Source organism: Sphingomonas sp. NPDC092440 (genome assembly GCF_044754985.1).
Taxonomy (GTDB): domain Bacteria; phylum Pseudomonadota; class Alphaproteobacteria; order Sphingomonadales; family Sphingomonadaceae; genus Sphingomonas.
Window position 1 is genome coordinate 426,041 of record NZ_JBIVQA010000002.1, and the last position, 12,012, is coordinate 438,052.

At 67.3% G+C, this 12,012-nt stretch carries 13 protein-coding genes; all 13 read right to left on the bottom strand.

What is annotated here, in order from left to right:
- Nucleotides 1-102: 102 nt before the first annotated feature.
- The 13 genes from ACIQCS_RS04985 to tsf all read right to left on the bottom strand — a co-directional run bounded on the left by ACIQCS_RS04985 (nucleotide 103) and on the right by tsf (nucleotide 11,989).
- The gene (locus ACIQCS_RS04985; RefSeq protein ID WP_280281777.1) at nucleotides 103-435 is read right to left on the bottom strand and encodes a PilZ domain-containing protein; all 333 of its coding nucleotides are present in this window, start codon (nucleotides 433-435) and stop codon (nucleotides 103-105) included.
- A 67-nt stretch (nucleotides 436-502) separates the two neighbouring features.
- The gene (gene rpmE / locus ACIQCS_RS04990; protein WP_086130097.1) at nucleotides 503-733 is read right to left on the bottom strand and encodes a 50S ribosomal protein L31; all 231 of its coding nucleotides are present in this window, start codon (nucleotides 731-733) and stop codon (nucleotides 503-505) included.
- Nucleotides 734-866: 133 nt separating this feature from the next.
- Nucleotides 867-1,361 (bottom strand): 3-hydroxyacyl-ACP dehydratase FabZ, encoded by a 495-nt coding sequence (gene fabZ, locus ACIQCS_RS04995; RefSeq protein ID WP_280281778.1) that lies wholly within the window; start codon nucleotides 1,359-1,361, stop codon nucleotides 867-869.
- On the bottom strand, nucleotides 1,358-2,113 hold the full coding sequence (locus ACIQCS_RS05000; protein WP_280281779.1) for an OmpH family outer membrane protein: 756 nt from the start codon (nucleotides 2,111-2,113) through the stop codon (nucleotides 1,358-1,360). The genes fabZ and ACIQCS_RS05000 overlap by 4 nt, the downstream gene beginning before the upstream one ends.
- Nucleotides 2,113-4,881, bottom strand: a complete 2,769-nt coding sequence (bamA, locus tag ACIQCS_RS05005) for an outer membrane protein assembly factor BamA (RefSeq protein WP_345846857.1) — start codon at nucleotides 4,879-4,881, stop codon at nucleotides 2,113-2,115. Before bamA ends, ACIQCS_RS05000 begins: the two co-directional genes overlap by 1 nt.
- Nucleotides 4,882-4,950: 69 nt before the next feature.
- Nucleotides 4,951-6,084, bottom strand: coding sequence for an RIP metalloprotease RseP (gene rseP / locus ACIQCS_RS05010; RefSeq protein WP_345846858.1), 1,134 nt, complete (start codon nucleotides 6,082-6,084; stop codon nucleotides 4,951-4,953).
- Nucleotides 6,081-7,241, bottom strand: a complete 1,161-nt coding sequence (dxr, locus tag ACIQCS_RS05015; RefSeq protein WP_345846859.1) for a 1-deoxy-D-xylulose-5-phosphate reductoisomerase — start codon at nucleotides 7,239-7,241, stop codon at nucleotides 6,081-6,083. The genes rseP and dxr overlap by 4 nt, the downstream gene beginning before the upstream one ends.
- Complete coding sequence (locus ACIQCS_RS05020) at nucleotides 7,238-8,014, bottom strand: phosphatidate cytidylyltransferase (protein WP_345846860.1); 777 nt, start codon at nucleotides 8,012-8,014, stop codon at nucleotides 7,238-7,240. Before ACIQCS_RS05020 ends, dxr begins: the two co-directional genes overlap by 4 nt.
- Nucleotides 8,011-8,742, bottom strand: coding sequence for an isoprenyl transferase (locus tag ACIQCS_RS05025; RefSeq protein ID WP_345851975.1), 732 nt, complete (start codon nucleotides 8,740-8,742; stop codon nucleotides 8,011-8,013). Before ACIQCS_RS05025 ends, ACIQCS_RS05020 begins: the two co-directional genes overlap by 4 nt.
- A 157-nt stretch (nucleotides 8,743-8,899) precedes the next feature.
- Nucleotides 8,900-9,457, bottom strand: coding sequence for a ribosome recycling factor (gene frr / locus ACIQCS_RS05030; protein WP_280281785.1), 558 nt, complete (start codon nucleotides 9,455-9,457; stop codon nucleotides 8,900-8,902).
- A 14-nt stretch (nucleotides 9,458-9,471) separates the two neighbouring features.
- The gene (gene pyrH / locus ACIQCS_RS05035; RefSeq protein WP_280281786.1) at nucleotides 9,472-10,203 is read right to left on the bottom strand and encodes a UMP kinase; all 732 of its coding nucleotides are present in this window, start codon (nucleotides 10,201-10,203) and stop codon (nucleotides 9,472-9,474) included.
- A gap of 292 nt (nucleotides 10,204-10,495) precedes the next feature.
- On the bottom strand, nucleotides 10,496-10,972 hold the full coding sequence (locus ACIQCS_RS05040; protein WP_345846861.1) for a hypothetical protein: 477 nt from the start codon (nucleotides 10,970-10,972) through the stop codon (nucleotides 10,496-10,498).
- A gap of 90 nt (nucleotides 10,973-11,062) precedes the next feature.
- Nucleotides 11,063-11,989 carry a translation elongation factor Ts gene (gene tsf, locus ACIQCS_RS05045; protein WP_280281043.1) on the bottom strand — a complete coding sequence of 309 codons (927 nt, stop codon included), beginning with the start codon at nucleotides 11,987-11,989 and terminating at the stop codon, nucleotides 11,063-11,065.
- Nucleotides 11,990-12,012 lie beyond the last annotated feature (23 nt).

The window sequence follows — 12,012 nt, forward strand, 5'->3', positions numbered from 1 at the left end:
TCCCCAGCAGGTGAATTGGGGCGAGAATGTCCTATCTCGCGGGCAAGCGCAATCCGCCCGCGCCGCCTTTCGGCGCGCAACGCCATCGCTGCGTCGCGAACGCTATCGCTGCGTCGTAAGTGTCTCGAAGGCTTCGGGGGTCAGCGCGGCCTGAAATTCGAGGCCCGCCTCGAAATCGCTGGACCAGACGACGCGCGCCGCGACATGCCCGATCCCGGGCAGCGCCAGCCAGATCATCGAACCGGCCTTGATCAGCGAATAGGTCTGGATGCGGGCGCCGTGCAGCGACACGTCGACCACCTTGCACAGCGCGCGATCAAGGCCGCCCCGGCCGATCTTCGCGTCGAGCGACACCGGCGCGCGCATCGAACGCCGGCGGCCAAGCTCCTCGGCCGGTTCGAATTCCGCTGCGAATGCTCGTGCTGCGCTTGCCATGACGGGCAAGCTAGCCCCGGCTGGCTAACGGCGCGTTAACGTCGTAACGCGCCGAAAGCCGGGGAAATTACTTCTTGCCGAGGTTGAGGCCGCCGAAGCGCTTGTTGAAGCGCGCGACCTGGCCACCCTGATCGAGCAGGCGCTGCGAGCCACCGGTCCAGGCCGGGTGGGCCAGCGGATCGATGTCGAGGGTCATCGTGTCGCCTTCCTTGCCCCAAGTGGAGCGGGTCTCGTACACGGTGCCGTCGGTCATCTGCACCTTGATCATGTGATAGTCGGGGTGAGTGTCTTTCTTCACGTCGAATTCCTTGGAAAGCCGCCGGTTTCCGACCGGCAGCGGAGGCGCGCGCCTAGCAGAGACGCGAGCGCCGCGCAACCTGGGGCCGCGCGGCGCCGGCAATCGGATGCGGGGCCCGCCCCGCAGCCATGGATCACGCCGAAGGCGGATCCGCGATCATCGCGGTGAACTCGCATTCGGTGGCGACTTCGCCATCGAGCATCGCGCGGCCGGCGAACTTGCAGACGCGCGAGCGCTTCTGGACGAACTCGACCTCGAGGCGGAGCAGGCAGCCGGGTTCGACCGGCTTGCGGAACTTCACGCCGTCGATCGTCATGAAATAGACGAGCTTGCCCGAACCGGCGAGGCCGAGGCTCTCCACCGCCAGCACGCCCGCCGCCTGCGCCAGCGCCTCCACCTGGAGGACGCCGGGCATGATCGGCCTTCCCGGGAAATGCCCCTGGAAGAACTCCTCGTTCATGCTGACCGCCTTGATCGCGACGATTCGCTGGTCGAGGACCAGTTCCTCGACGCGATCGACGAGCAGCATCGGGTAGCGATGCGGCAGCGCCGCCATCACCCGCTGAATGTTCAGCGGGCCCCCGGACTTCTCCGGAGCGGCGGCGGCTGCCGAAACGTCCTCGCTCACCGCGGCTCGGCGGGCTTGTTGCCGGCCGGCTTGGCGCCCGCGGGCGCCGCCGGCGCCGGAGCGGCACCCGCCGCGCGCTGCTGCTGCGCAGCCGCCTGATAGGCGCGGATCTGCTCGATCTGGGCCAGCTGCTGCTGCATCGCCAGCGTCTCGCGCGCCGGCTGCCAATCGGCCGGCGGCTGGATGCTCACGGTCGGCACCGACTTGTCGAGCTCGGCGGTGATCGCGTCGCTGATATCGGCCGAATCGGGCGCGTACATGAAGACTTCCGGCGAAAGCACGACGCTGATCTTGCGCGCGGTGACGACGCGCAGCTGCGCCGGCTCATACTGGCGCAGGATCGATTCGATCGCGAACAGCTCTGCGCGAGCGGCCGGGTTGCTCAGCTTCTGGACGTCGGTGTTCGCCGCGTTCTGGATCGCGGCGATCTTGTCGAGCACCGGGTTCTTGGCCGCCTGGGCAGCCTTGAGCTCGGCGTCGTCGACCTTCTTGTCCTTGTTGGTGTCGAGCTGCGCGAGGAGCGGCTCGGCTTCCTTCTGCGCGGCCTGGCGGCGGGCGTTGATCTGGTCGAACGCCGCCTTGTAGGTGGTCTGGATCTGCTGCTGGGCAGCGGTGAACGCCTTGCTGGAGTCGATCACGCGGACCGGGCTGGCGGTGGCGATGCCGTTGACCTGTGCGTGCGCGGGAGCCGCGACGACAAGCGCGGCGGGCGCCGCGAGCAGCGCGGCGAGAATGCGCTTCTTGGTAATCATCAGAATTGAGTCCCTACGTTGAAGGTTACAAGCTTGGTGTCGTCGCCCTTGGCGTGGAGCAACGTCTTGGCCACATCGATACGCAGCGGGCCGAAGGGCGAATTCCAGTTTACGCCGAAGCCGATCGACAGACGCGGCGAAGCGGTGTCGCCGACATAGCGCTCGAAGAAGGGCGCGATCGGCTGATTGGCGATGGCATTGATCGAGGTACCGACGCACGGCGCGGTCGCGCTCGCCGCGTAACCGACCTTGCAGGTCGTGTAATAGCCCGAATAGGTCGGGTCGGACCCGCTCACGATGTAGAGCTGATTGCCCGCCGTATCCTTGATGAAGTTGTCCTTGGGCAGCAGCGTCGGCGAGCCGTCCTTGTTGTACAGCAGGTTGCCGTTGGTATCCTTCGCCTGAGCGAACTCGATCGTCTTGCCCGGGCGGGTGATGTTGAACAGGCTGCCCGCCATGATGAAGATCGACGGGCGCAGGCCCATCTCGGCGGCGCCGGCGCCCAGCGGAATCTCCAGCTCGGCCTTGGTAAGGTAATAGGCCTTGCCGCCGATCGCGTCGTCGACGATCTGGTCGCGATCGGTGACCAGCAGCTGCGTGCCCGTGGTCGGATCGCCCGTATAGTTGATGCGCTGGACGCGCGGGCCGACGCCGCGGATGTCGAAGCCGCGGAACTGCGGCTCGCCCAGGTAGAAGCGATCGGTGATGCGCACCGGATCGATGCCCGGGCCGCTCGCCTTCTCCAGGCTGTGGATGAGGCCGCCCTCGGCCGAAACCGATGCGATGAAGCCGCCGCCGACGTTCCAATATTTGTCGGCATTGGCGCGCGCGCGCAGATAGCGCACGTCGCCGGCCAGGCCGGCGAAGTCGCCGCTCACCGACAGGCGCTGGCCGCGGGTCGGGCGGATGCGGCTGTTCAGGCTGTCATAGGTCAGCGTCAGGCCGACCAGCGAAGTGATGCGATTGCCCACCGCCTCGCAATAATAGCGGCCGGCCTTGAGCGGATCGCAGACGCCGTTCGTGTAGAAGCTCGCCTTGTCGAGCGTCACATTGTCCTGGGCGAGATAATAGCGGCCCGACAGCGTCCAATATTCGGTCAGCGGCACGCCGGCGACGACCTGGAAGCCGGTCGAGACCTGGCTGTAGGTCGTCGAGCGGTCCGAACCGATATAGTTGAACGCGTTATAGTCGCGGCGGAAGATCGTGCCGCCCAGCGCGATGTTCTTGTCGAACAGATAGGGCTCGGTGAAGCCCAGCTCGACCGACTTGGAATAGGTCGAATAGTCGACCGAGGCGGACACGGTCTGGCCCATGCCGCGGAAGTTGCGCTGGCGGATCGAGGCCTGGAGGATGAACTGCTCGAGGCTCGAGAAGCCGGCCGACAGCGTCAGCTCGCCATTGGCGCGCTCTTCCACATTGGCCTTGAGCACGATGCGATCCGGCGCCGAACCCTCGACGCGCTCGATCTCGAACTTGTCCTGGAAATAGCCGAGCGAGTTGATGCGGTCCTGCGAACGCTTGACCAGGAAAGTGTTGAAGGCGTCGCCCTCGGCCACGCGGAACTCGCGGCGGATCACCTTGTCCTGGGTCTGGCGGTTGCCGGTGATCTCGATGCGCTCGATATAGGTACGATTGGCTTCCGCGATGTGAAAGTTCATCGCCATGGTCAGCGTGTCCTTGTCACGCTGGAACTCGGGGCGCACATCGGCAAAGGCATAGCCCGCGATGCCGGCGGTCTCGCTCAGCTGCTCGACCGTGTCTTCCACGGCCTTGGCGTTGTACCAGTCGCCTTCCTTGATGCTCAGCGCCGCGGCGAGCCGCTTGTCGTCGAAGTCGCGGATCGCGCTGTCGACGCTCACCGGGCCGAATTTGTAGCGCGGGCCTTCCTCCACCACATAGGTGATGATGAAGTCCTTCTTGTCCGGCGTCAGCTCGGCGACGGCCGAGATCACGCGGAAATCGGCATAGCCGTTGGTCAGGTAGAACTGGCGCAGCTTCTGCTGGTCATAGGCCAGGCGATCCTGGTCATAGCTCGTGTTCGAGCTCATCAGGTGCGTGAGGCTCGCCACCTTGGTAGCCATCTCGCCGCGCAGCTTGCTGTCGGAGAACACGGTGTTGCCGATGATGTTGATCTGGCGGACCTTGGACTTGGGGCCCTCATGAACCTCGAAGATCACGTCGACGCGGTTCTGGTCGAGGCTGACCATCTTCGGCTCGACCACGGCGGCGAAGCGGCCCTGGCGGCGATAGAGCTCGACGATGCGCGCCACGTCGGCGCGGACCGCAGTGCGCGTGAAGATCTGGCGCGGCGCCAGCTTCACTTCCTTCTTGATCTTGTCTTCCTTGAGCCGCTTGTTGCCCTCGTAGATCACGCGGTTGATGACCGGGTTCTCGCGGATGCGGATCACCAGGTCGCCGGTCTCGACGCCCTCGATCGTCACGTCGGCCAGCAGCTCCGAGGCGAGCAGGTCCTTGATCGCCTGGTCGATCGTCTCGTTGGTATAGGCGTCGCCCACGCGCAGGCGCGTGTAGCTCATCACCGTCTCGGGCTCGATGCGCTGCGAGCCCTGGACGCGGATCGACTTGATCGTGCGCGTCACCGGAGCGGGAACGGCTGGAGCCGGAGCGGCCTGCGCTGCCGGGGGCGTGCCGGCCGGAGCCGTCTGGGGCGCAGTCTGTGCGGCCGCCATGCCCGAGAGCATGGTGCCCGCGAGGAGGGTTGCCGTGGCGCGCGCGCCGATTTTCGTTGCCTTGATCGCAGTCACCATCCCACCCCAGTCGGAATCAAAATACCCGGCCGTCAGCCACGCGGCTTGCACCGCCCTGCACGAACCACATCAGCCGATCAACCCGGCCAGACTTCTCCACACGCCGAACGCGCCGAGATCGTTGAACGTAACGAACAGCATGAGCGCGAGAATTGCGACCAAACCGCCACGATACGCCCATTCCATCACCCGCGGCTCCACCGGGCGGCGGCGGACGGCTTCCACTGCGTAGAACAGAAGATGGCCGCCATCCAGCACCGGGACTGGCAACAGGTTGATGAATCCCAGATTAATCGAAATCAGCGCGATCAGATACACGAACTCGACCGGTCCCATCGCGAGAAACTCGCCGGAGATTTTCGCGATCTTGATGGGGCCGCCCAGCTCCGTCACCGGGATTCGTCCCAGGATGATGCGCTGCAGGCCCTCGATCATGTTCCGCATGGTTCGCACGGTCTCGGACAGGCCGACACCCGGCGCCTCCCACAGCGCCACCGGCTTCAGCACGGTATCGCTCCGCCCGATTCCCAGCACGCCGCGGTGCGTGACGTTGCCGAAACGATCCTTCAGGGTCTGCGATCCGATCGTGGCGCTGATGCGCTGGGTCTGCCCGCCGCGCTGATACTCGATGCTCACCGTCTCGCCCGCGCGGATCATGGTGAACTCGGCGATGTCGAAGAAATCGTTGATCCGCCGCCCGTCTATGGCGGTTATCCGATCCCCCACCTGGAGGCCGGCCTTCGCCGCGACGCCATTCTCCAGGACGCTGCCGATCACCGGCGGAGTCACGGGCTGGCCGTTGACATAGGCAAAGCCGCCCAGGATCGCGATCGCGATGAGGAAGTTCATGATCGGCCCCGCGGCGACGATGATCGCGCGCTGCCACAGCGGCTTGGCCTGGAAGGTCCGCGCCCGCTCCTGCGCCGGCAGCGAGAGCCATTCGGGCGAAGGCTGGCTGGCCGGGTTCATGTCGCCGGCGAAGCGGACATAGCCGCCCAGCGGCAGCCAGCCGAACTTCCAGCGCGTCCCGCGCCGGTCGGTGAAGCCCGCCACCTCGCGGCCGAAGCCGATCGAGAACTCCTCGGCCTTCACGCCGAACCAGCGGCCGGCGAGATAATGGCCCAGCTCGTGCAGGAACACGAGCGGCCCCAGCACCAGCATGAATGCGAATATGGTGACCAGGATGCCGGGATTTTGAATCAAGCGACGCCGTCCTTCACACGCTCGCCCGCGATCCGCCTAGCCTCGGCGTCGATTGCCCAAACGGCTTCGAGGCTTTCCGGAGCGACCGGGTCATAGCGGTCAAGCGTATCGGCAGAGATTGCGGCAATTTCAAGAAAGTTGAGACGGCCCGCAAGGAAGGCCGCCACCGCCACTTCATTGGCCGCGTTCAGGATCGCCGGGCGGGCTCCCCCCGCCTCCAGCGCCGCGCGCGCCAGCCGCAATGCCGGGAAGCGCACCGGATCGGGCGCCGCGAAGTCCAGCCTTGCCATTGCCACAAAGTCGAGCGGCGGCATCGGCGTTGCCATCCGGTCGGGCCAGGCGAGCGTGTGCGCGATCGGCACGCGCATGTCCGACGGGCCCATCTGGGCGAGCACCGAACCATCGACATATTCCACCATCGAGTGGATAACCGACTGGCGATGCACGAGAATCTCCAGCGCTTCGTTCGCCACCGGAAAGAGCCGCGCAGCCTCGATCAGCTCGAGCCCCTTGTTCATCATCGTCGCCGAATCGACCGAGATCTTGGCGCCCATCGACCAGTTGGGATGGGCGCAGGCCTGGGCCGGAGTGACGCCGCGCATCGCTTCCAGGTCCCAATCGCGGAACGGGCCGCCGCTTGCGGTCAGGATGATCCGCCGCACCCGCTCGGGACGGGTGAAATCGAAGCATTGGTAGATCGCATTATGCTCCGAATCGGCGGGCAGGATGGTGGCGCCGTGGCGTCGTGCCGCCGCGGTCACCAGGTCGCCGGCCGAGACCAGGGGCTCCTTGTTGGCGAGCACCACCGTGCCGCCCCCCTCGATGGCCGCCATCGCGGAGCCCAGGCCGGCGAGCCCGACGATCGCCGCCATCGTCCAGTCGGCGCCCATCCGGGCAGCCTCGCAGACCGCCTGCGCGCCTCCCGCAGCGGCGATCCCCGTCCCCGCCAGCCGCTCCCGGAGCGCCGGCAGGCAGCTTTCGTCGGCGACCACGGCGTGGCGCGCGCCGGTGCGAATCGCGGCTGCAGCCAGCTTCGCAACATCACAATTGGCGGTGAGCGCAACCACTTCGAATCGCTCGGGCGCGCGCTCGATCAGGTCGAGCGTCGAGCTGCCGACCGATCCGGTGGCGCCCAGGATCGTGACGCTGCGCTTCATCGGGCCAGCCAGAGCACCAGCAGCGCCGCCACCGGAGCCGTCGCGACCAGCCCGTCCAGCCGATCGAGCACGCCGCCATGGCCGGGCAGCAGGTTGCCCGAATCCTTCACGCCCGCCACGCGCTTCAAATGGCTCTCGAACAGGTCGCCGATCTGAGCGAGCACCGCGAGCACCGGCGTCGCCCAGGCGAGCGCGGCCGGCAGCGCGCACAGCCAGACCAGCGCGAAGGCGAACAGAGTCGCGCCCGCCATCCCACCCAGGAACCCGGCCCAGGTCTTGTTCGGGCTGATCGCCGGGGCGAGCCTGGGCCCGCCGATCGCGCGGCCGGCGAAATAGGCGGCGCTGTCGCACGCCCAGACCAGCGCCATCGCCCAGAAGGTGAACAACAGGCCATGCTCCGGCTGCTCGCGCAGCAGCACCAGCGCCAGGATCGGCAGGCCGACATAAAAGGCGCCCAGCGCCAGCTGCGCGCGCCTGGTGACCATCATGAGGAAGAAGAACGCGCCGATGATCAGGCCCAGCGCGAGGAATCCCGGGCCCGCCGCCAGGTCCGGCGCCATCGCGGCAAGCGGCACCGAGACTGCATATTGGGCGAGCCGCTTGCCCCGGAAATTCGCGCCCGCGAGCAGCGCCCACTCGCCCATCATCAGCACGCCGGCGACGCTGACGACCAGCCAGAAGCCCAGCCCCCCCGCATAGAGCGCGGCGAAGGCCAGGCCAATCAGCACGAAGGCGACCACCAACCGCTTCGGGAGGTCCGCGTTCTTGCTCACAGGCCCCCGAAGCGCCGCTGGCGCCGGCCATATTCGCCCAGCGCGTCCGCCAGCGCCTGCTCGTCGAAATCCGGCCACAGCGTGTCGACGAACAGGAACTCGGCATAGGCCGCCTGCCAGAGCAGGAAGTTCGAGAGGCGCTGCTCGCCGGAGGTGCGGATCAACAGGTCGAGCGGCGGCAGGTCGCCGGTGTCGAGCGCAGCCTCGAACGCCTTCTCGTCGATCGCCGCGGGATCGATCTCGCCCGACTTCGCCTTCTGGGCGAGCAGCCGCGCCGCCTCGGCCAGTTCGGCCTGGGCGCCATAGTTGAGCGCGATCACCAGCGTCGGCCCCGGATTGTCCGCGGTGCGGGCGATCGCCCCGTCGATCATCGCGACCAGATCGGGCGACAGCCTGCGCCACGCGCCGATGACGCGCAGCTTCACGCCCTCGGAGACCAGCTCGTCCAGCTCGCTCGCCAGGAAATGGCGGAGCAGGCCCATCAGGTCGCGAACCTCCTCCTCCGGCCGCCGCCAATTCTCCGACGAGAAGGCATAGAGCGTCAGCACCTCGATGCCGAGCTTGCGCGCCGCACGGCTGATCCGCCGCACGGCCTCGACGCCCTGCTTGTGCCCGGCGATGCGCGGCAGCAGGCGCTTCTTCGCCCAGCGCCCGTTGCCGTCCATGATGATGGCGACATGGCGCGGCGGCGCGGCGCCTTCCGACGCGGGAACAGGCTTGGCGGCCATCGTGCGAACCACCCCCGTCACCCTTGCGAAAGCGGCGACCCATCTCCTGCCGGTGCCGCGCCGCACAACCGCCGTTGTGTGACAGGCCCGCCGGAGAGATGGCGCCCCGCTTTCGCGGAGGGGACGGGAAAAGACGAGGAAAGGGCGAAAGCCAGGCTCACTTGCCGAGGATTTCCTTTTCCTTGGCGCTGGCCGCCGCGTCGATGTCGGCGATGGTGCTGTCGGTCAGCTTCTGCACCTCGGTCTCGTGGCGCTTGCGGTCGTCCTCGCCGAACAGCCCCTTCTTCTCATCGGCCTTGAGGCTGTCATTGCCGTCGCGGCGCACGTTGCGCACCGCGATACGGGCCTTTTCGGCATATTGGCTGGCGAGCTTGGCGAGCTCCTTGCGGCGCTCCTCGGTCAGGTCGGGGATCGGCAGGCGCAGCGTCTGGCCGTCGACGATCGGGTTGAGGCCGAGGCCCGCCGAGCGGATCGCCTTGTCCACCGGGCCGACATTGGTCTTGTCCCATACCTGCACCGAGAGCAGGCGCGGCTCGGGCGCCGAGACGGTCGCCACCTGGGTGATCGGCATGTGCGCGCCATATACCTCGACCGTCACCGGATCGAGCAGCGTCGCGCTCGCGCGGCCGGTGCGCAGGCCCGCCAGGTCATGCTTCAGCGACTCCACCGCGCCGTGCATGCGGCGCTCGAGGTCGGCCTTGTCGTATGCGGCCATTATCGGCTCCTTTATTATGCGTATTGGGGTTCGTTCTGAACGATGGTCGAAGTGCCTTCGCCGCGCAGCACGCGGGTGAGGTTGCCGGCATCGCGGATGTTGAACACCACGATCGGAATGTCGTTGTCACGGCACAGGGCGACCGCGGAGGCGTCCATCACCTTCAGATTGTCCGCGAGGACACGGTCGTAACTCAGCGTATCGTAACGCTTTGCGGTCTTCACCTTCTTGGGATCGGCATCATAGACGCCATCCACCGAAGTGCCCTTGAACAGCGCGTCGCACTGCATCTCGGCCGCGCGCAGCGCCGCGGTGGTGTCGGTGGTGAAGAAGGGCAGCCCGGTGCCCGCGGCGAACAGGACCACGCGCCCCTTTTCCATGTGCCGCTCGGCGCGGCGGCGGATATAGGGCTCGCAGACCGAGGCCATCGGGATCGCCGACTGGACGCGCGTGTCCACGCCGATCTTCTCGAGCGCGTTCTGCATCGCCAGCGCGTTCATCACCGTGGCGAGCATGCCCATGTAATCGGCGGAAGCGCGGTCGAAGCCCTGGGCCGCGCCGGCGAGCCCGCGAAAGATGTTGCCGCCGCCGACGACCATGCAGATCTCGAGGCCGCTCTCCTTGGCGTCCTTCACTTCGAGCGCCACGCGCTCGCAGGTGTCCGGATCGATGCCGAACTGTCCCTGCCCCATCAGGACCTCGCCCGAGAGTTTGAGGAGGATGCGTTTGAATCGGGGAGCGGTCATCGGAGCCTTTGGTTACGACGGATACTGGGAGCGGCGCGGACCCTAGAGGAGCGCCCCCTATATGCCAAGCCGGAGTTGCGTGGATTTACCGTGCAAAACCGGGCCGGGCGGCGCGCCCGGCCCGCGCCCTCCCCGGCTCGCCCTTTGCGGGAGGAGAGCGAAATGCGGCGCTCGCCCCACCGTCGATACGGCCCCGAGGCCCGCCCCCTCGCCCGCCTCCGCCGGGCCAACGGTGGCGAATGGCCGGGCTGACGGAGCTTGCGGCTCGGCTCCCGCCCCTATCTCGACGGATTCAGCGGCCCCGGCAGGCGATCATGCCGCCGCGCCCGTCCGCCACGCGCCGGATCCGGATGACCGGGGCGGATTCCATGCCGGGGACGAGCAGCGCGACCTGGCATATCCCCTCGGGCGCCAGCGCGCGCATCGCCGCCTGCATCTCGCGCTTGCCCGCCCCTTCCGGCAGGCGTGCCGTCAGGTACCGGCCGATATCGTCCGGCCCCCGGGGCCCGGCAGGCGGCGGCACCAGCCCGATGGCGGAAGCATGGGCCTTGCCGTCGACGATCCATTTGCCGGTTGCCGGATCGAACAGCGGCAGCTTCGCGAGCGCCGCGGGCCCGGGGGCAAGATCGACCGAGGCGCCGGTGATCTCGATCTCGGCATCGGGAACCGCCGCCCCGCGCGGCGCCAGGAACCACCAGCCATAGCCGAGCAGGATCAGGACGATCACCCCGATCAGCCCGATCCGCGCCTTGATCCCGAACCCCCGCATCCGCGCGAAGCTGCACCATGCGTTCCCCGAACGCAAACGGGCGCGGCACCCCGGGGATGCCGCGCCCGCGCATTCAGGTCCGGGAAGACCTTACTTGGTGAGGCCCGCCGTCGCAGCCACCTCGGCCGCGAAGTCGCTCTCTTCCTTCTCGATGCCTTCGCCGAGCTGGAAGCGGACATAGTCCTTGAGCACGATCGACGCGCCCGCGTCCTTGCCGGCCTTGGCGATGACGTCCGAGATCGGGGTCTTGCCGTCCATCACGAACAGCTGGCTGAGCAGCGCGTTCTCCTTGGCGAACTTCTTGACCGCGCCTTCGACCATCTTGTCGATGATGTCGGCCGGCTTGCCGCTCTCGGCCGCCTTCTCCTTGGCGATCGCGCGCTCGCGCTCCAGCGTTTCCTGGTCGAGGCCGGTCTCGTCGAGCGCCAGCGGGAAAGCCGCCGCGATGTGCATCGCGACCTGCTTGCCGAGCGGCTCGAGCACGTCGACGCCCGCATCGCTCTCGAGCGCGACGAGCACGCCGATCTTGCCCAGGCCCGGAGCCGCGGCATTGTGGACGTACGGGATCACCGCGCCCTGCGACACCTGCACCAGCTTGGCGCGGCGCAGGACCTGGTTCTCGCCGATCGTCGAGATGTTGTTGGTCAGCACCTCTTCGACGGTGCCGCCCGGCAGCGGCGCCGCCTTGATCACGTCGATATCGTCGCCCAGCTCGATCGCGACCGAAGTCACGTCACGGACGAAGTTCTGGAAGATCTCGTTCTTGGCGACGAAATCGGTCTGCGAATTGACTTCGACGGCCACGCCCTTGGTGCCGGCGACGGCAACGCCGACCAGGCCCTCGGCCGCGGTGCGGCTCGACTTCTTGGCGGCGGCGGCCAGGCCCTTCGAGCGCAGCCAGTCGCTGGCGGCTTCGAGGTCGCCATTGGTTTCGGTCAGCGCCTTCTTGCAGTCCATCATGCCGGCGCCGCTCTTTTCGCGGAGCTCCTTCACGGCAGCAGCGGTGATCTCGGCCATGTTTCTTTCCTCTTGGTTGCGGC